Origin of the sequence: Rhodococcus sp. H36-A4 (assembly GCF_027158005.1) — a bacterium.
Classification (GTDB): Bacteria; Actinomycetota; Actinomycetes; order Mycobacteriales; family Mycobacteriaceae; genus Rhodococcoides.
Genome location: NZ_JAPVLQ010000003.1, coordinates 532,261 through 550,293 on the forward strand (window position 1 = coordinate 532,261; position 18,033 = coordinate 550,293).

General features: G+C 61.5%; 19 protein-coding genes. 14 read left to right on the forward strand and 5 right to left on the reverse strand.

Features of this window, described 5'->3' with window-relative positions:
- Positions 1-21: 21 nt before the first annotated feature.
- Entirely contained in the window at positions 22-1,326 is a 1,305-nt protein-coding gene (locus O1W68_RS11595; RefSeq protein WP_269303627.1) for a DUF222 domain-containing protein, read from the reverse strand.
- A gap of 129 nt (positions 1,327-1,455) precedes the next feature.
- Between O1W68_RS11595 and O1W68_RS11600 the strand changes: the two genes are divergently transcribed.
- From O1W68_RS11600 to zwf, 3 genes are read left to right on the forward strand one after another with little or no spacing between them, the layout of a single operon-like run.
- Positions 1,456-2,367, forward strand: coding sequence for an alpha/beta hydrolase (locus O1W68_RS11600; RefSeq protein ID WP_269303629.1), 912 nt, complete (start codon positions 1,456-1,458; stop codon positions 2,365-2,367).
- A 36-nt stretch (positions 2,368-2,403) separates the two neighbouring features.
- On the forward strand, positions 2,404-3,624 hold the full coding sequence (locus O1W68_RS11605; RefSeq protein WP_269303631.1) for a winged helix-turn-helix domain-containing protein: 1,221 nt from the start codon (positions 2,404-2,406) through the stop codon (positions 3,622-3,624).
- A 53-nt stretch (positions 3,625-3,677) separates the two neighbouring features.
- Positions 3,678-5,132 carry a glucose-6-phosphate dehydrogenase gene (gene zwf, locus O1W68_RS11610; RefSeq protein ID WP_269303633.1) on the forward strand — a complete coding sequence of 485 codons (1,455 nt, stop codon included), beginning with the start codon at positions 3,678-3,680 and terminating at the stop codon, positions 5,130-5,132.
- Positions 5,133-5,134: 2 nt separating this feature from the next.
- Here the strand turns inward: zwf and O1W68_RS11615 are convergent, their stop codons facing one another.
- A complete protein-coding gene (locus O1W68_RS11615) occupies positions 5,135-5,608 on the reverse strand; it encodes a hypothetical protein (RefSeq protein WP_269303635.1) in 474 nt (157 codons plus the stop codon).
- A gap of 99 nt (positions 5,609-5,707) precedes the next feature.
- Here O1W68_RS11615 and thyX point away from each other — a divergent pair, with 99 nt between their 5' ends.
- The 3 genes from thyX to O1W68_RS11630 are packed head-to-tail and all read left to right on the forward strand — an operon-like array spanning position 5,708 to position 9,220.
- A complete protein-coding gene (gene thyX / locus O1W68_RS11620) occupies positions 5,708-6,460 on the forward strand; it encodes an FAD-dependent thymidylate synthase (protein ID WP_269303636.1) in 753 nt (250 codons plus the stop codon).
- Positions 6,461-6,494: 34 nt separating this feature from the next.
- Positions 6,495-7,403: a 4-hydroxy-tetrahydrodipicolinate synthase gene (gene dapA / locus O1W68_RS11625; protein ID WP_088944327.1), complete on the forward strand. Its 909-nt coding sequence runs from the start codon at positions 6,495-6,497 to the stop codon at positions 7,401-7,403.
- The gene (locus tag O1W68_RS11630; protein WP_269303638.1) at positions 7,400-9,220 is read left to right on the forward strand and encodes a ribonuclease J; all 1,821 of its coding nucleotides are present in this window, start codon (positions 7,400-7,402) and stop codon (positions 9,218-9,220) included. The genes dapA and O1W68_RS11630 overlap by 4 nt, the downstream gene beginning before the upstream one ends.
- 106 nt (positions 9,221-9,326) lie before the next feature.
- On the opposite strand, the gene O1W68_RS11635 is transcribed toward O1W68_RS11630, so the two are convergent.
- The gene (locus O1W68_RS11635; protein WP_269303639.1) at positions 9,327-10,109 is read right to left on the reverse strand and encodes a sulfite exporter TauE/SafE family protein; all 783 of its coding nucleotides are present in this window, start codon (positions 10,107-10,109) and stop codon (positions 9,327-9,329) included.
- Between the two features lie 69 nt (positions 10,110-10,178).
- On the opposite strand from O1W68_RS11635, the gene O1W68_RS11640 reads away from it, so the two are divergent.
- Together O1W68_RS11640 and O1W68_RS11645 are read left to right on the forward strand one after the other, a co-directional pair.
- A complete protein-coding gene (locus O1W68_RS11640; protein ID WP_269303640.1) occupies positions 10,179-10,802 on the forward strand; it encodes a TIGR03085 family metal-binding protein in 624 nt (207 codons plus the stop codon).
- A 58-nt stretch (positions 10,803-10,860) separates the two neighbouring features.
- Entirely contained in the window at positions 10,861-13,536 is a 2,676-nt protein-coding gene (locus tag O1W68_RS11645; RefSeq protein WP_269303642.1) for an FtsK/SpoIIIE family DNA translocase, read from the forward strand.
- On the opposite strand, the gene O1W68_RS11650 is transcribed toward O1W68_RS11645, so the two are convergent.
- Positions 13,533-13,814 carry a YciI family protein gene (locus tag O1W68_RS11650; RefSeq protein ID WP_269303643.1) on the reverse strand — a complete coding sequence of 94 codons (282 nt, stop codon included), beginning with the start codon at positions 13,812-13,814 and terminating at the stop codon, positions 13,533-13,535. The genes O1W68_RS11645 and O1W68_RS11650 overlap by 4 nt on opposite strands.
- A gap of 78 nt (positions 13,815-13,892) precedes the next feature.
- Positions 13,893-14,381, reverse strand: a complete 489-nt coding sequence (locus O1W68_RS11655; protein ID WP_269303780.1) for an amino-acid N-acetyltransferase — start codon at positions 14,379-14,381, stop codon at positions 13,893-13,895.
- Positions 14,382-14,605: 224 nt separating this feature from the next.
- On the opposite strand from O1W68_RS11655, the gene pgsA reads away from it, so the two are divergent.
- From pgsA to O1W68_RS11680, 6 genes are all read left to right on the forward strand, one after another.
- On the forward strand, positions 14,606-15,226 hold the full coding sequence (gene pgsA / locus O1W68_RS11660; protein WP_269303645.1) for a CDP-diacylglycerol--glycerol-3-phosphate 3-phosphatidyltransferase: 621 nt from the start codon (positions 14,606-14,608) through the stop codon (positions 15,224-15,226).
- Between the two features lie 60 nt (positions 15,227-15,286).
- Positions 15,287-15,415, forward strand: coding sequence for a hypothetical protein (locus O1W68_RS21615; RefSeq protein ID WP_442972346.1), 129 nt, complete (start codon positions 15,287-15,289; stop codon positions 15,413-15,415).
- 112 nt (positions 15,416-15,527) lie between these two features.
- Entirely contained in the window at positions 15,528-15,905 is a 378-nt protein-coding gene (locus O1W68_RS11665) for a helix-turn-helix domain-containing protein (RefSeq protein WP_269303646.1), read from the forward strand.
- Between the two features lie 94 nt (positions 15,906-15,999).
- On the forward strand, positions 16,000-16,815 hold the full coding sequence (locus tag O1W68_RS11670) for a PspA/IM30 family protein (protein WP_269303648.1): 816 nt from the start codon (positions 16,000-16,002) through the stop codon (positions 16,813-16,815).
- A 68-nt stretch (positions 16,816-16,883) separates the two neighbouring features.
- On the forward strand, positions 16,884-17,675 hold the full coding sequence (pspM, locus tag O1W68_RS11675; protein WP_269303649.1) for a phage shock envelope stress response protein PspM: 792 nt from the start codon (positions 16,884-16,886) through the stop codon (positions 17,673-17,675).
- Positions 17,676-17,792: 117 nt separating this feature from the next.
- Positions 17,793-17,966: a hypothetical protein gene (locus O1W68_RS11680; protein WP_269303651.1), complete on the forward strand. Its 174-nt coding sequence runs from the start codon at positions 17,793-17,795 to the stop codon at positions 17,964-17,966.
- The last annotated feature ends 67 nt before the right edge of the window (positions 17,967-18,033 follow it).

An 18,033-nucleotide genomic window follows, 5' to 3' on the forward strand; every position in this document is an offset into this window, starting at 1 on the left:
TCTCGGTCGAGGGTTTGTACGTCAGCGCGCCTGGCGGTGGGCAGTAAGACCACCGTGTCCATCGGGAAACATTCCCGCGGCCAGTGCTGGGTCGTTCTCGATGGTGGCGAGTAGCTCGGCGGAGAACTTTGCTCGGACCGATTCGCTGATTTCCGGTCGTTCAGGGCCTAATGTTCGGGTAAAGGCGCGGGGGACAATGCCACCTCGGCGCACCCGACCGCGTCCGATCAGGCGCTCCGAGAGGGGTTGATCGACAGGCGAATTCGACAACACAGCATCAGGGAGTCGAATACCCCCACCATCTGGGGGAGTGACGCTGGATGGTGCTGTGACGCTGGGTGGTGCTGTGACGCTGGGTGGAACAGTCACACCCGAGGAGGTCATGGCGGTCACGAGTTCGGTCAGTAGCGCTTGCCACTGAGCATCCTTGGCCACCAGCCGAGCCAGGTCGGCGTCGAGGGGTGTCCCATCCGCCAGGACAGCCGGGCTCGAGGTCAGACCCAACACGGTTTGCACATCGACAAGGATCTGAACGAGATGACCACGTCGCGGAGGCGGTGCATCGGTGTTGCCGAATACCGGGCACTGTTCACCGCGGTGACAGTGGCATTCGAGAACTTCTTCGCTGTGTAGGAGGGCCAACAGTCCGTCGACACGCAGTTGCCGTAGCGACCTCGGATCGGACTTGCACACGGTCCCGGCGATCTCCTCGATCAGCGCATCGGCTTCGGCACCTTCGAGGTCGGTCAACTGCGCGCGCAAGATCGCTGTTCCGTCTCCTTCCTGCCGGACCGACACCTCTCTGCCGGTGCGAGCGGACATTGCCCGAGCTACCGCGGCCTCGTCGGGGTTGTACGTCATCCACAGCCGCCACAGTTTTTTGCGGAGTGACGGTGCGTTGAAGCGTGCGGCTGCAGCAACTGCGTCGAATTCGATGGCCTTGATCGTCTCATCACTGGCATAACCGAGAACCGAGGTCATCACCGTGACGTGAGACCAGTCGAGCATTCCGCAACTGAATCGAATGGCGGTCAAAGGCAATCGGTCCAATGCGAAGCCGGTGTCGGTGAACGAACGGATCTGACGCCACGACATGCGTAGTGCTCCTGCTGCCTCGCACACCGCATCACGCAACGCGTCGGAGGGATCGCCGCCGCGGTCATCGGCATCGGCGAGGCGGATCTCTACGACGTTGCAGACCGATTCCACCACACGTACTCGGCACACATTCTCTTGATATCGATCTCGGCCGGCAACTGCGAGCAGTCCTGCCACACAGCTGTTGCCGTCGATGGTGCCGGCTCCGAAACCCCCTGATTCGAACATACTTGCGAGTGTATTCCTACGCACCGACATGTTTTGAAGGTCCACAGTCACACGCCCACTTGCCAAGTCGGGATCTTCTTCACCTCTTGGCTCCGGCAGCGATGGTGATGCCCGTCTAGTCTCGCTCCCATGACGTCAGATGCGTATGCACAGTTCCTTCCTGCCGGGTACCGGAATTTCCTCCAACCGGTTTCGACAACCTGGCAGTGGCGTGACAACTCAATTCACATTGCTCGAGCGCGCAGCAGTGAAGCGGCTGTCAAAGTTCTGGCGATTCATGGTGCGGGTGGGCATTCAGGCGCACTGTGGCCGTTCGCGGCAGTCGCTGCGAAGCGTGGAGCCGATGTGTTGTTTCCTGATATGCCGCTGTACGGCAGGACAGTTGTGGCGAACGGAGGGGCGGTGAGATACGAAGACTGGGTCGAGATGCTGTGCGATCTTGTAGTAGCGGAGCGGCGTGGCGATCCGCGTCCCCTAGTTCTGTTCGGCGCAAGCATGGGCGGAATGTTGGCGTATGAAGTTGCTGCTCGAACCGGTCAGGTTGCCGACGTCATTGCTACTTGTCTTCTGGATCCATCGGATCCCGATGCTCGATCTGCCGCTGCGCGTTTCGGTGTTCTCGGCCCAATATCCCCCCGATTGCTGAAGGCAGGTTCGGCGGTGCTCGGCAGCGTCCGTGTGCCCGTGCGGTGGTTGATGGATATCGACAACATGAGTGCGAATCGAGAGCTGTCGCAAGCATGCGCGACGGATCCACTCGGCGGTGGAGTGTCCTTACCGCTCGGATTTCTCAGCAGTTTCATGTCATTCGAACACGTGGCCCCCGAGAAGTATCAAGGCCCGAAAGTGACATTGACACATCCTGCAGAAGACACGTGGACCCCGGCGGAATTGAGCATTCGATTTCTTGACAGGATCGCCGCGCCGACATCGCTGGTAATGCTCGACGGGTGCGGTCACTTTCCGATCGAGGAACCTGGATTGTCTCAGCTGGCGTCCACGATGGAGGAGATCGCCAGCTCCCATGGGTGGACTCCGTAGCGAGGAGTCGTCGGACCCTCGTGGCACAGTGACGTCATGCGTGAGATGAGTGCATCGATGGCACGCCGCACCGCCCTGGCTGCGCAGGGGTTGGCGTTTGCGCGTTCCGTGACAGAGGGGCTGGCGTCCGCACGCGCGGTGCACAAGGCGATTGCACAGACGCAGTTGCTCCAGATCGACTCGGTGTCGGTTCTCGTGCGCGCCCACTACGCGCCGGTGTTCAGTCGAATCGGCAAATACGACCGAACGGTGATCGATCGGGCTGCGTGGACCGATACTGTTCGACGCCCTCGCAAGCTCGTCGAGTATTGGGGTCATGAAGCCGCGCTGATACCGGTCGAGGATTGGCCGCTGATGGGTTGGCGCACAAGGTTGTACGAGCATGGTCGTTGGGGAGGAGCTGCGAAAGTTCTGGAACGGAACCCGGTGCTGGCCGATGATGTTCTTGCTGTCATCGGAGATCTCGGGCCGTCGAGTGCCGGTGACATCGAGCGTGCGCTCGAGGTCGAACGTCCTGGACGCAAGGGGCCGTGGTGGGACCGCAGTGACGTCAAGGTCGTGTGCGAGCAATTGTTCGCGGCCGGCATTGTTTCGGTTGCCACTCGCTCCGGTTTCGTTCGGCACTACGACCTGACGGAGCGGGTGATCCCGCCCGATATCCTTTCTCGCACGGTGAACGAGGCCGATGCAGTGCGGGAATTGATCAGGAAGTCGGCGGTGGCGCTCGGTATCGCAAGCGAACCCGATCTTCGTGACTACTACAGACTTTCGCAGAAGCAATCGAAAGCCGCTGTCGCCGAACTGGTGGAGGACGGTGTCCTCGAACCCGTCGAAGTACGCGGTTGGGACGTGCCCGCGTACCTGCATGTCGACGCTCGCATTCCCCGGTCCGTCCGGGGGAGTGCGCTGCTGTGTCCGTTCGACCCGATGATCTTCTATCGTCCGCGCGTCGAGCGCATCTTCGATTTTCGCTATCGCATCGAGATCTACACCCCACAACACAAGCGGGTACACGGCTATTACGTCTTCCCGTTTCTGATGGGGGACGAGTTGGTCGCGCGGCTCGATCTCAAGGGTGATCGGGCGCGCTCGGAACTGCAGGTGCTCGGCGCGTTCGTCGAAGGTGAACGCGCCGCCGGTCCCATCGCCGTTGCGCTGGCGCAGGCCCTGCGTGAAATGGCGGACTGGCTGGGGCTCGACGCCATCGTGATCGGTGAACGCGGCGACCTCGCGCCCGCCCTCGCAAGCGCTGTGTAATCAATCGTCTGTTCGGGCAGCGGGATGTACTCGATGGTGCGAACATCGCAAGTGTGACTTCACGAGTGTCCGTATCCGACAGTGAACTGCCCCCACAGGTCGTGGTGCTCTTCGGAGCAACAGGCGACCTGGCTCGCCGCAAACTTCTTTCTGGGATGATGCACCTGGCATTGTCCGACCTCGCTCCACGTATACGTGTCGTCGGAACTTCGTTGGATGAGATGACAAGTGACGAGTTTCGCCAGATGGCCCTGGAATCGGTCGTCGAATTCTCCACCCGCACGGTCTCCGACGAGCATTGGAGCGAGTTCGCACGCAAGCTGACCTATGTATCGCAGAAAGCCGGGCCTGCGGCGCTCGCCGACGCTGTTGCGCACGCCGAGATGGAGTTGGGTCCGGGAACCAGACGCCTGCACTACCTCAGTGTTCCGCCGAAAGCTGCTCTTGCCGTGGTTGAAATGCTCGGTGCCGCCGATCTGGTCGAACGATCGCGCATCATCATGGAGAAGCCGTTCGGTACCGATCTCGACAGTGCGATAGCCCTCAACGCCACATTGCACGAGACGTTCGAGGAAGATCAGATCTTCCGGATAGATCACTTCCTCGGAAAAGAGCCCGCACAGAACATCCTGGCTTTCCGATTCGCCAACGGCCTGTTCGAGCCGATCTGGAACCGAAACTTCATCGACCACATCCAGATCGATATTCCGGAGAAGTTGGGACTGGACGGTCGCGCGAACTTCTACGAATCCACCGGCGCTTTCAAAGACATGGTGGTCACCCACCTGTTTCAAGTTCTCGCGTTCATGGCAATGGAGCCACCGACCGCCCTCGAACCCGGAGCGATCGGCGAGGAGAAGAACAAGGTCTTCCGCTCGATGATCCCTTTGGACCCGAAAAAGGTTGTGCGCGGACAATATTCCGGCTATCGGTCGGAGTCCGGGGTGGCTGACGATTCCGACACCGACACCTTCGTCGCACTCCAATGCGAAATCGACAACTGGCGGTGGGCGGGCGTTCCGTTCTACCTACGGACCGGTAAACGGTTGGCCGAAGGACAACGGATCATCTCGATAGCTTTCCGTGAGCCACCCAAATCGATGTTCCCGGCAGGATCGGGCGTCGGCGCGCAGGGGCCGGACCACCTGACGTTCGACCTAGCAGACGCGTCGAAGGTGTCGCTGTCGTTCTACGGCAAACGGCCGGGCCCAGGGATGCGGCTCGACAAATTGTCCATGCAGTTTTCCATTCAGGACACCGAACGGGTCGGCGACGTTCTCGAAGCGTACGAGCGCTTGATTCTCGACGCCATGCATGGAGACCACACCTTGTTCACGACGGCAGAGGGCATCGAGCGACTGTGGGAGGTATCTGCGCCTCTCCTTGCCGATCCGCCGCCGGTGCGACTGTATTCACCTGGCTCGTGGGGACCCAATGCCATTCATCAACTCGTCGCCCCGCACGCGTGGCGGTTGCCGTTCGAACGTGCGTGGCGCGAGAAGAAGTGACGTCAGAAGCCGCTGCGATCCTTCCGTATTTGATCGCGTAATGCGCCTTGGACTGCTTGTGAGAGCCATGAATTGAGCGACACCCCATTGGTGGAGGCTGCTTCCTCGGCGCGATCCTTCATGTGTTCGACCATGCGAAGGGTCACCCGGCGCATTTCGCCGGTGACCTCGTCCATGGTCGGATAGTCCTCGGAAGGGCTGTCCTTCTCCGAGGCTGCCGAATCTGCGGCTGTGGGGGACATTCGGACTTCTCCGAAGACATCGGCACCGTCCAGGCGGACGTGGACCGAACGGTCGCCGAGTTGCTCGTTCAGTTCGCCGACGAAATCCGACAGCGCGCCCATCAGCATGAGTTTGGCCGACGCTTCGGCAGCTGCGCCGAGTGCCTCCGCGGTCTGTCTCGTGTGTTCGTCACCCAGTGCGGCGGCCGCGAGCAGATCGGCGCGCAGCGAGGCGGTGTGCTTGTTCAGTTCCATGACGTCAGTGTGACGCCATGTTTGACGTCATGCAAGGTGTCACGGTGTTCATGGATAGGCTGCACCGACGGACGGGCCAGCTCGAGTGGAGGAATTGCGGTGCCGAATACGGTGTCACTGAACGTGCAATTGGTTGCCAAGACCGAATTCTCGGGGCCGCCCGACATCCCGTGGGAGACCGATGCCGATGGCGGGCAGGCCCTTGTCGAGTTCGCAGGTCGTGCCTGCTATCAGAGTTGGTCCAAGCCCAATCCGCGCACCGCCACCAATGCGTCGTATCTGCGGCACCTTCTCGATGTCGGGCACCTGTCGGTTCTCGAACACGCGAGCGTCAGCTTCTACATCACCGGCATCTCTCGGTCGTGCACCCACGAGCTGATCCGACACCGGCATTTCTCGTACTCGCAGCTGTCGCAGCGATTCGTCCCCGAGAACGACGCCAAAGTCATCGTTCCCCCCGCGATCGAGGGTGACCCGCATCTGGAGGCGCTCTTCGAACGAGCTACCGACGCCAGTCGGGCCGCATACGTCGAACTTCTGGATGCTCTCGATCACAAGCTCGAAGGCGTCACCAACTCGGCGTTGCGCGGTAAGCAGGCTCGTCAGGCCGCCCGGTCGGTGTTGCCGAACGCGACCGAGACACGCCTGCTTGTCACCGGCAACTACCGGGCGTGGCGTCACTTCGTCTCGATGCGAGCCTCCGAACATGCCGACATCGAAATCCGGCGACTTGCCGTGGAATGTCTGCGCCAGTTGGCGGAAGTGGCACCGGATGTATTCGGTGATTTCGAGATATCGACATTGGCCGATGGTTCAGAGGTGGCGCACAGCCCATTCGTGACCGAGTTGTGAGGACCGCCGGTAGCACCGGGTAACCTTGCTGACCATGACATACGGTGACGCCGCTCCTCCCATCCAGCCACCGTTCGGCACGGTGCTCACCGCTATGGTGACGCCATTCACTGCCGACGGAAAGTTGGACATAGATTCGGGAGTGCGTCTCGCTCATCACCTGGTGGAACAGGGAAACGACGGCCTGGTTCTGGCTGGAACAACCGGAGAGTCACCGACCACCACCGAGAACGAGAAGCTCGAATTGATGCGGGCGGTCATCGCAGCTGTCGGACACCGCGCCCGGATCATTGCCGGTGCGGGCAGCAACGACACAGCACACAGCGTCGAACTCGCTCGTGATGCCGCGCGGGCAGGCGCACACGGCCTTCTCGTCGTGACGCCGTACTATTCCCGTCCACCGCAGGTCGGTCTGTATGCGCATTTCACCGCTGTTGCCGACGCAACCGATCTGCCGGTCATGTTGTATGACATTCCGCCGCGCTCGGTCGTCCCGATCGAGACCGAAACACTACGCCGGTTGGCGGAGCATCCCAGAATTCTTGCCGTCAAGGATGCGAAGGGCGATCTCAATGCCGGCGCCGAACTGATAGCGTCCACTGGTCTGCAGTTCTTTTCGGGAGACGATCCACTCAATCTCCCGTGGCTGTCCGTCGGAGCTACCGGTTTCGTCAGCGTCATCAGCCATCTTGTCCCGGCTCGCGTCCGCGAACTGCACACCGCATTCATGGTTGGTGACATTGCGCGCGCGCAGGCCATCAATGCCAGCCTCATCCCCGTCATTCGCTCGGTCTCCCGCCTCGGCGGGGTCAGTGCAGCGAAGGCGGGTCTACGCCTCATCGGAATCGATGTCGGCGAACCCAGACTTCCCCAGGTGCCACCGAGCATCGACCAAATCGAATTGCTCGCAGCTGACCTGCGAGCAGCAGGAGTGCTTGTATGAGTAGACCACCCAGATCACGCGGCCGCGCAACCCGAAATGCCGGACCTCCGGCAGAACGACCCGCTCAGTCGTCACGTCCCGTGGCGCAGAACTCGGCGAAGACCCAACGCCCCGATACCCGTAAAGCGATCGACCCGACAGCACGCCTCGGATTGCCTCCGAAGGCGCCGTCCAAGGGGCTACGCATCGTTGCCCTGGGGGGCATCGGTGAAATCGGCCGGAACATGACCGTCTTCGAGCATCAGGGCAAGCTCCTGATCGTCGACTGCGGCGTGCTCTTCCCCGAAGATCAGCAGCCTGGCGTCGACCTGATCCTTCCCGACTTCCGGCACATCGAGAACCGAATGGCCGACGTCGAGGCCGTAGTTCTCACCCACGGCCACGAGGACCATATCGGTGCCGTTCCTTTCCTGCTGCGGCTGCGGCCGGACGTTCCTGTCATCGGTTCGAAGTTCACGCTTGCTCTCGTCGCAGCAAAGTGCCGTGAGCATCGTCTGCGCCCGAACCTCGTCGAGGTCGTCGAAGGCCAGAAGACGAGCCACGGACCGTTCGAGTGCGAGTACTTCGCCGTCAACCACTCGATTCCCGACGCGTTGGCCATCGCGATACGTACCGATGCCGGCGTCGTTCTGCACACTGGCGACATCAAGCTCGACCAGTTGCCGCTCGATGGCCGGTTGACCGACCTCGCAGGCTTCTCACGTCTCGGTGACGAGGGTGTAGATCTCTTCCTGGTGGACTCCACCAACGCTGAGGTTCCCGGATTCGTCACACCCGAGCGCGAGATCGGTGGTGTGCTCGACACCGTCATCGGCAAGGCCAAGCAGCGTGTCATCGTGGCATCTTTCGCAAGTCACGTGCATCGAATCCAGCAGGTCATCGATGTCGCAGAGCGGTACAACCGTCGAATCGCCTTCGTCGGCCGTTCGATGGTCCGCAATATGCAGATCGCTCAGGATCTGGGTTACCTCCGTGTGCCCGAAGGCCTGGAGGTCAACGTCGACACTGCCGCGACGCTTCCTGACGACCGACTCGTGTTGATTTCCACGGGCTCTCAGGGTGAGCCGCTCTCGGCATTGTCACGGATGGCTCGCGGCGAACACCGGCAGATCAACGTCAAGGCCAACGACCTCGTCGTGCTGGCATCGTCGTTGATCCCCGGCAACGAGAACTCCGTCTTCGCTGTCGTCAACGGTCTGGCCAAGCGTGGAGCGACTGTCGTGACCCAGCAGAACGCGAAGGTCCATGTGTCCGGCCACGCGTCTGCGGGTGAACTGCTCTACCTGTACAACGCGGTCCGTCCCACGAACGTCATGCCTGTGCACGGCGAGTGGCGTCACCTCCGTGCGAACGCAGCACTCGCGAAGGCCACCGGTGTTGCCGAGGACCGTGTCGTGATCGCCGAAGACGGCGTCGTCGTCGACATGGTCGATGGTTTGGCTCGTATCGTCGGTCAGGTCCCGGTCGGACACGTGTACGTCGACGGCTTGTCCGTGGGTGACGTTGGCGATTCCACACTGTCGGACCGGCTCGTTCTCGGCGAAGGCGGCTTCATCGCCATCACCGTCGCCATCGATTCGACAACAGGGCGGGCGGTCACGACCCCCGAAGTGTCCGGTCGCGGATTCTCCGACGATCCGACTGCTCTCAAAGCCACCGTTCAACTCGTGGAGGCCGAACTGCAGCGCCTTGCGACCGACGGTGTCACCGACACCCATCGCATTGCGCAGGCCGTGCGACGCGTAGTCGGCCGGTGGGTTGCAGACAAGTACCGCCGTAAGCCGATGATCGTTCCGACAGTCATGGCAGTGAACTGACAGTTTCTTCGTCTTGGACCGACTCCGCCCCGCAGAAGCACGAGCGCTGCGGGGCGGAGTCGTCTGCTTTCACTTCCGAGTAAAGGCCCAGGAATAGGCGAAGAGACTAGGCCAAGACCAGCCGCCACAGTCCGATGAGGCCCAGGACGACGATTGCGCTCCGCAGTGCCCATGGTGAGAGACGTCGTCCGTATCGCGCACCCACCGACCCGCCCAGGACCGATCCGACGGCTATCAAACCTGCTGCAGTCCAGCTGATCTCGTTGAACGCGAAGATCGTGTAAGCGAGCGCCGCGACGACGTTGACGATGAGCGAGAGCAAGTTCTTGGCCGCGTTCATTCGCTGTATCGACTCGGGTAGCAGTACCCCCATGACGCCGATCAACAGAATCCCCTGCGCTGCAGTGAAATAGCCGCCGTAGATTCCGACCACGAATGTCCCGACGGTCAGCAGGATGAGCTTCGCCCGGCTGACGTGGTCAGCGGCTTCACCGGCCGCCTCCGAACGGCGTCTGGCCCACGCCTGGATGCGGGGCTGGAGAACTACGAGAACCAAGGCGGCGATGAGAAGTACTGGAACCACCGTAATGAAGACGGACGGCGGCAGGTGTAACAGCAGCCACGCGCCGAGCAGCGCACCGAAGAACGATGCGGGTATCTGCCAACGCAACCGGTGCCACTGCCCGGCGAGTTCTCGTCGATATCCCCACGTGCCGGAGGCGCTACCCGCGACCAAGCCGATCGCATTGGACATCGTCGCGATCTGCGGGGGATATCCGAAGGCGACGAGAGTCGGAAAGGTGATCAGAGTTCCGGAACCGACCACGGCATTGATGGCTCCAGCACCGAAGCCCGCTACGAGAATGACGAGAATTTCCGATACAGGCACCGAACCGAGGTTACGGACGCCGCGCCGAAGACTGTGCACGGGGCACGTACGCACGTACGGTGGTTCGATGTGAGCCTTGCACAGGATGAACGCGCAGCCCTAGTACGTACATTGGAAGAGTTGGGGGAGGACACACCGACATTGTGCGGTGGGTGGACGGGCCGTGATCTGGCCGCGCACCTCGTCGTTCGGGAGCGTCGGTTGGATGCTGCACCTGGGATTCTGATTCCGTTCCTCGCCGGGTACACCGAGAAGGTCCAGAGCCAGGTGGCTGCCAAGCCTTTCGGCGAGCTGGTCGAGGATATTCGGACGGGACCGCCCATCTGGTCACCGTTCAAGATCCTCGATCCGTTGATCAACGTCGGCGAAATGTTCGTTCATCACGAAGACCTGCGTCGCGCGCAGCCCGAGTGGTCACCGCGAACGTTGCCGCGAGCGATGGAAGACAAATTGTTCTCGACCGTGGGGTTGATCGGGCGTAAGTCCTATCGCCGAGCTCCGGTCGGGGTGGAATTGCGTACCACCGATGGACGGTCCGTGACCGTCAAGAAGAGCTCACGAGGTCAGGTCACCCTGATTGGACCACCTTCGGAACTGTTGCTGCATGCGTTCGGTCGGAGCGCTGTCCGTCTCGAGAAGGAAGGAGATCCTCGCGATGTCGAGGCGCTCGACGCGCTCGATCGGAGCCTTTGAGCCCTGTTGCTCGTGTTGCGGATGGTTTCGAAGGTGCCCTTGCGACTAACCTAGGGGTATGGCAGGAAAGACCAGCACTCGAAGTTCGGGTACCGGCGGCTCCGGTACCTCGTCGACGTCGCGGGCTTCGGGGGGATCACGCAAGTCTTCCGGGGGGCGCACGGTGAGCACACCACGTAAACCCACAGCCCCACGCACGGCACCATCGGCCCGCACGGCACCTACGGCACGCAAGTCGCCACCGGCGCGTGGAGGTACTGGTTCTCGTGGGGGTGCTCGTCGACCGGCCAAGAAGAACACCGGTGGTGTGGTTTCTGCCGTCGGACGCGGAATTTCCTCGACGTGGTCGATGGCGGCCAAAGGCGTCGGCGCGACGACTCGAACCGTCAGCAAGGCCAAGGACATCGACCACGGCCACCGACGCGACGGGATCGCACTGGGTCTGATCGCTCTGTGCGTCGTCGTCGCCGCAGCCGTGTGGTTCAGCGCTGGTGGGCCCGTAGGGGACGGAATCGAGATCGCGGTCCGCGCCGTCATCGGTGGAGCCGGATACATCGTGCCGGCACTCGGTGTCGCGATCGCGGTCATCCTGATGCGCTCGGAACCGAATCCGGACATCCGCCCGCGACTGGTTCTCGGGTCGATCCTGCTCGCGCTTCCCATTCTGGGTCTGTGGCATCTGGCTGCAGGTTCACCGTCCGACTCGACCGGCCGCTCCGAGGGCGGCGGTTTCGTCGGGTACGTCGCGGGAGGCCCGATCGCCGACGGTCTGACCGTCTGGCTCGCTGTACCGCTCCTCCTGCTGGCAGGTTTGTTCGGTGTGCTTCTGCTGACCGGAACCACGGTGCGCGACATCCCGGATCGTCTTCGATCGTTGTTCGGCACGGACAGTCGAGGCGATGAATACGGAGACTACGACCCAGCAGATTTCGGGGCCGACTTCAGCGACGACTACGGCGACCACGAGAGCTCCGGATTCGACGCCGACGGATACCCCGTCGACGGACCGAACGCCGATCCGTACGGTAACTACCCGACCGAAGAATATGTGCCGGTCAAGAAGACTCGTACACGAAAAGCAGCGCCCCTGGTCGAAGAGCCCACCGAGGTCATGGAGCCTGCAACACAGGCGCCTACCGCACCTCCTGCTCGCCCCAAGCCCAAGCCGATCGTCAAGGCTGCGGAGCCCAAGCCCGAAGCCGAGGAAGACAAGATCGTCGTCGACCGCGTCGTCGACGGGGACTACACTCTGCCGCCGCTGTCACTGTTGATCGACGGCGATCCACCCAAGACTCGTAGCCAGGCCAACGACACGATGATCGAGGCTATCTCCGAGGTTCTCGACCAATTCAAGATCGATGCGGCAGTAACGGGCTTCACCCGTGGACCCACCGTCACCCGGTACGAGGTCGAACTCGGACCCGGTGTCAAGGTCGAGAAGATCACCGCGCTCGCGCGCAATATCGCGTACGCGGTTGCAACCGACAACGTGCGCCTACTTGCGCCGATCCCAGGAAAATCTGCAGTCGGCATCGAGGTGCCGAACTCGGACCGCGAGATGGTCCGACTCGCCGATGTGCTCACCGCGACATCGACCCGTAAGGATCATCATCCGCTGGTGATCGGACTCGGTAAGGACATCGAAGGAAACTTCCAAAGCGCCAACCTGGCCAAGATGCCGCACCTTCTCGTTGCCGGTTCCACCGGATCCGGTAAGTCCAGCTTCGTGAACTCGATGCTCGTCTCACTACTCGCACGCGCGACGCCGGACGAGGTTCGCATGATCCTGATCGACCCGAAAATGGTCGAGCTGACACCGTACGAAGGTATTCCGCACCTGATCACCCCCATCATCACGCAGCCGAAGAAAGCGGCGGCTGCATTGGCATGGCTGGTCGAGGAGATGGAACAGCGGTACCAGGACATGCAGATCAACAAAGTCCGGCACATCGACGATTTCAACAAGAAGGTGCGATCCGGTGAGATCACCGCGCCGCTCGGAAGCGAACGTGTCTACCGGCCGTATCCATATATTCTCGCGATCGTCGACGAGCTCGCGGACCTGATGATGACCGCACCGCGCGACGTCGAAGATGCCATCGTTCGCATCACCCAGAAGGCCCGCGCGGCAGGAATCCACCTCGTCCTTGCCACGCAGAGACCTTCTGTCGACGTCGTAACCGGTCTGATCAAGACCAATGTGCCCTCACGTCTCGCGTTCGCGACGTCCTCGCTCACCGACTCCCGAGTCATCCTCGACCAGCCCGGCGCCGAGAAGCTGATCGGTATGGGCGATGCACTCTTCCTGCCGATGGGTGCAGGTAAACCGACTCGTCTACAGGGCGCCTTCATCACCGACGAAGAGATCTCGGCAGTAGTCGACTTCGCCAAGAACCAGGCAGAGCCGGAGTACAACGAGACAGTCACCGCGGCAAAGGCGTCGGAGAAGAAGGACGTCGATCCCGACATCGGCGATGATCTCGATGTCCTGCTCCAGGCCGTCGAACTGGTGGTGACCAGCCAGTTCGGTTCGACGTCGATGTTGCAGCGAAAGTTGCGCGTCGGGTTCGCCAAAGCCGGGCGATTGATCGACCTGATGGAGAACCGAGGAGTCGTCGGGCCCAGTGAGGGCTCGAAGGCTCGCGAGGTTCTGATCAAGCCAGACGAGCTAGACGGGTTGCTGTGGTCTATTCGAGGTGGCGACCCGGACGAGACGCCTGCCGACGATGACTAGGCAAACGCACCCATGACAGGTTTCCATTCGGTGACGTCAGACGTCTCGATCAAGTTTTCGGTGGCGAACGGGTCTTGCGCGAACAAGTTCTTCACCGAGTCGACGTCGGTTCCGTCGACGATGATCAAAGCGCCGCTGCCATCGGTGTAAGGGCCGCTGGAGACGAGGGTCTTCTTCTCCAGCAGGTCGGCGAGCCAGGCACGATGGTTGGCGCGATGAGTGTCTCGCCCGGCAGCCGTACTGGGGGAGTAGGAGTAGACAACGGCGAACAGTGCCATGAAGTTTCATCTTTCGGAGTATGCGAATCGAGTTCGCCCTGGTTTGTTTCAGCCTGGATTGTTTCAGAGGGGATTGTTTCAGAGGGGGAGCAGCATTCGCGTGTTGCCGAGGGTGTTCGGCTTCACGTAACTCAGGTCGAGGAATTCCGCGACACCGGTGTCGTACGACCTGCACATTTCGGCGTAGACTTCGGCAGTGACGGGTGTTCCCTCGATCTCGAGAAATCCGTGCCGCGTGAAGAAGTCCACCTCGAAGGTGAGTACGAAGAGCTTCTGGAGTGCCAGGTCACGAGCCACTCGGATCAAAGTGTCGACGATGAGACGGCCGGCACCGAGGCCCTTGGCAGCCGGGTCCACCGCGACCGTACGTACCTCGCCGAGGTCTGCCCACAAGACGTGGAGCGCACCACAACCGATGACGCTGTCACCTTGCTCGGCGACCCAGAACTCCTGAACCGCTTCGTACAGCGTGACCAGGTTTTTTTCGAGCAGGATCTTCCCGGCGTAGATGTCGATCAGTCGCTTGATCTCCGGGATGTCGGACGTTCGAGCACGGCGGACGACCACGTCGTCGCTGGAACGGGAGGTCTCGCGGCGATCGAAAGTCGTGTGGAGTGCGTTGTCGGTTGCTTCGTCGACGTGGTGTCGACTCGCCCGGTTCGGCCCAGAAGTCATGTGGTGAACAGTAGTCAACGTTGCAACGGATATTCTTTTCGTGTGTCCGTAACCGAACTGGTCCGAAATGAATCTGGACACCTTTGTCGGCGTATCGGCATCAGGGACTCGGCGGTATGAGCGAACCCCTGGCTCCCGGCCCGAATCTGCCACACAGCAACTCGAGCACCGGGAACGTCGAACCTGCTCCCATCGTCAATATCGCCAACATTTTGACGATGCTTCGAATTGCTCTCGTTCCGGTGTTTCTCGCCGTGCTCTTCGTCGGAGACGGTCACGACAGCGGATGGCGAATGGCCGCGACGGTGGTATTTGCGGTCGCGGCGATCACCGACCGGATCGACGGGCAGCTCGCCCGCAAATACGGGTTGGTCACCGATTTCGGAAAGATTGCGGATCCGATCGCAGACAAGGCGTTGATCGGTGCAGCACTCGTCGGACTGTCGATCCTGGGAGACCTGCCCTGGTGGGTGACCGTGGTGATCGCGGCACGCGAAGTGGGCATCACACTAGTCAGATTCGCGGTGATCCGGCATGGCGTGATCCCGGCAGGACGCGGTGGCAAGGTCAAGACTTTGGTGCAGAGTTTTGCGATCGGAATGTATCTCCTGCCCTTGCCCGACGAGATGCGAGGGGTATCCGTCGCGCTGATGGGCCTGGCGGTGTTCTTGACTGTCTACACCGGACTCGACTACGTGGTCCAGGCCATTCGCCTGCGCCGGCGGGTGAAGTCGTGACCGATCCGTGCGTCGACGGGTCGGGACGGACACGAGGTGGGGACGGACTTCGTCGCAGTCGTGGGTCCCGAGGGGACTCAGGTGCAGAAACTCCGACTGTCGGGCGAACGTTGGACGATCCGACGCGATACAGTCCGTAGTGCGATCTCGGAGCTGTTTCGACGGGTGAGCCTGCGCGGCGACGTATAGGGTCGGGAACCAATCGGGCCCCACCCAGCGTTGTAGCTGAAGATGGTCGATGTAGCTGAAAACGAACGAGACATTGATTCGAACGACATTGATTCGAACGAGGAGGAGCGAGATGGCGCTGCTATTGCGTGAAGCACTCGGCGACAGTCTGCGGCGCACTCGCGTTGCACAGAGTCGCACACTGCGCGAGGTCTCGAACACCGCGCGCGTGAGCCTCGGATATCTGTCGGAAGTCGAACGGGGCAGGAAAGAGGCATCGAGCGAACTGCTGGCCGCCATCTGCACCGCGTTGGCGGTTCCGTTGTCCGACGTGATGAGCGACGTCAGTGACTCGCTGCTCGTGTCCACCGGCCCCGCCTCGACGGCCGACGGCACCGGGCTTCCAACCGCCGACAACGGGCCGAAGAAGAGCGGTAGCGGGTCGCCACGTATTGCGGGTGAGACTCGCGTCGTCATCCCAGCGCCCGCACGTGCACTCGCAGCAGCCTGACGCAGGATAGCCGCAACCAGTATCCTTTTCGACACGTGCATGTTCACCCACTACGCGTGTAACGCGGCGCCAAAGATGGAGGCAGGATCAACCCATGGCTAATCCTTTCGTCAAAGCCTGGAAGTACATGATGGCGCTCTTCAATTCCAAGATCGACGAGAAGGCCGACCCCAAGGTTCAGATTCAGCAGGCAATCGAGGATGCGCAGCGGCAGCACCAGGCGCTGTCCCAGCAGGCGGCCTCGGTTATCGGCAACCAGCGTCAGCTGGAGATGAAGCTGAGCCGTCAGCTCGACGAGGTCGAGAAGCTGAATGCGAACGCTCGCCAGGCAGTCACGCTTGCCGACCAGGCGTCCTCTGCAGGCGACATCGACAAAGCGACGCAGTACACCAATGCTGCCGAGGCATTCGCAGCTCAGCTCGTCACTGCCGAGCAGGGTGTCGAGGACCTCAAGGTCCTACACGACCAGTCTTTGCAGGCCGCATCGCAGGCGAAGAAGGCCGTGGAGCAAAATGCGATGGCTCTGCAGGCCAAGGTGGCCGAACGTACAAAATTGCTCAGCCAGCTCGAGCAGGCGAAGATGCAGGAGAAGGTCAGCGAGTCACTCCGATCGATGGACAGCACGCTGTCCGCGCCCGGTAATACCCCGAGCCTCGATGCAGTTCGCGACAAGATCGAACGTCGCTACGCAGATGCCCTCGGCTCGGCCGAACTGGCGCAGAACACTGTGTCGGGTCGGATGATGGAGGTGCAGCAGGCGTCGGTTCAGATGGCCGGGCACAGCCGTCTGGAGCAGATCCGTGCTTCGATGGCAGGTGACGCGCTCCCGTCCGGCAACGCGACGGGAACATCCAAGCCGTCGATCGCCAAGTCACCGAATGCAACCCCGGAACCACCTGCGCAGCACTGACGCGTAGAGGACTTGGATCTGCAAGTATGACGAAACAACACCATGGCCGACCACCTACGTGGTCGGCCATGTCTGTTTCCAGCACGATCTCGGCCGCCAAGGATGCTGCGGACTCGGCACGCCGCATCGGTGAGTCCGTCGTCGAGGCTGCAAGTAAATGGAACGATCCTCGTCAGAAGCAAATTCGGCGAGTTCGTCGAGCGCGCCGTCGTGGATCGTGGTTCGGCGGAGCCACCGGCGCTTCCGCGCTGTCGACAGCCGGGCTTGCCGTGGCGTCTGCGCCGGAATGGACCATGATCGCGGCCGGCGGCGGAGCCGCCCTTCTCGCCGTACCCACCGTTTTTGCCATCACCCGATACAAGCATTTGAAGGCTGAGCCACTTCCGGCCCGCAAGCCGGGGAAGAATATGCTTCCCTCGCGGCACTCGTCGGCCTACACGGCGATGAACCGCCTTGCAGGTGCACAACGGAGCCTGTACGAGTTGATCGGAGTTCTGCAGAGGTCCGATTCGATCGCCTCCGAGGACATTCTGGACACCACCGAGGTCGCCTACGCTGCGGCCGCTGCGTTGACGGACATGGCAACCGACATAGTCGCGATGGAGCGTGCAGCGGAGTCCAACACACGAGCCGGCATCCATCTGACCAGCTCGATCAGCGGGGCTGCCGCGGAACTCGAAGCCGGTGTGAACCAATACGAGGAACTCGTAGAAGCGGCCGCGCGGCTGACCTCTCCGACGGGAATGCCGTCGAGTGCGGTCTCTACCCGGCGCGCAGAGCTTTCCTCCGCTACGGACAAACTCCAGGGCTGGGCCTTCGCGCTGGAGGAACTAGCCGAGATCCGGCGCCGTCACTCCTGAACAGGACCGTGTCGGGGTCATCACCCATCTTTCCCTGATCTCGTTGCCGACCCGGTGATTTCGTCTATCCGGCATGTCAGGATCGGTATCGACACAAGTGAAAGGGAGATGAAAGAAATGTTCTGGAAAATCCTCGGCATCATCGTTCTGGTGTGGCTTGCATTCGCAGTTTTCGGAGCAGTGATCAAAGGTCTGTTCGCGATAGCCGTCGCGGGCGCCATCGTCTTCGGGTTGTACTGGTTGTTCAAGGCAGTGACCGGCAAGGAAAATCGAGACTTGACCAAACTCTAGATCGGCGGCGACGAGCTGGGTAGCTCGACGGTCCGGCCGCCGGCCATGAACTACAATTTTGCAGATC

Excerpts from the sequence above, each read along its gene's own strand:
- pgsA (WP_269303645.1), top strand. The coding sequence starts at position 14,606 with ATGAGCGAACCCCTGGCTCCCGGCCCGAATCTGCCACACAGCAACTCG.
- pspM (WP_269303649.1), top strand. The coding sequence starts at position 16,884 with ATGTCTGTTTCCAGCACGATCTCGGCCGCCAAGGATGCTGCGGACTCG.
- O1W68_RS11600 (WP_269303629.1), top strand. The coding sequence starts at position 1,456 with ATGACGTCAGATGCGTATGCACAGTTCCTTCCTGCCGGGTACCGGAAT.
- O1W68_RS11615 (WP_269303635.1), bottom strand. The coding sequence starts at position 5,608 with ATGGAACTGAACAAGCACACCGCCTCGCTGCGCGCCGATCTGCTCGCG.
- O1W68_RS11650 (WP_269303643.1), bottom strand. The coding sequence starts at position 13,814 with ATGGCACTGTTCGCCGTTGTCTACTCCTACTCCCCCAGTACGGCTGCC.
- O1W68_RS11630 (WP_269303638.1), top strand. The coding sequence starts at position 7,400 with ATGAGTAGACCACCCAGATCACGCGGCCGCGCAACCCGAAATGCCGGA.
- O1W68_RS11670 (WP_269303648.1), top strand. The coding sequence starts at position 16,000 with ATGGCTAATCCTTTCGTCAAAGCCTGGAAGTACATGATGGCGCTCTTC.
- O1W68_RS11665 (WP_269303646.1), top strand. The coding sequence starts at position 15,528 with ATGGCGCTGCTATTGCGTGAAGCACTCGGCGACAGTCTGCGGCGCACT.
- O1W68_RS11645 (WP_269303642.1), top strand. The coding sequence starts at position 10,861 with ATGGCAGGAAAGACCAGCACTCGAAGTTCGGGTACCGGCGGCTCCGGT.
- O1W68_RS11680 (WP_269303651.1), top strand. The coding sequence starts at position 17,793 with ATGTTCTGGAAAATCCTCGGCATCATCGTTCTGGTGTGGCTTGCATTC.
- O1W68_RS11605 (WP_269303631.1), top strand. The coding sequence starts at position 2,404 with ATGCGTGAGATGAGTGCATCGATGGCACGCCGCACCGCCCTGGCTGCG.
- O1W68_RS11595 (WP_269303627.1), bottom strand. The coding sequence starts at position 1,326 with ATGTTCGAATCAGGGGGTTTCGGAGCCGGCACCATCGACGGCAACAGC.
- dapA (WP_088944327.1), top strand. The coding sequence starts at position 6,495 with ATGACATACGGTGACGCCGCTCCTCCCATCCAGCCACCGTTCGGCACG.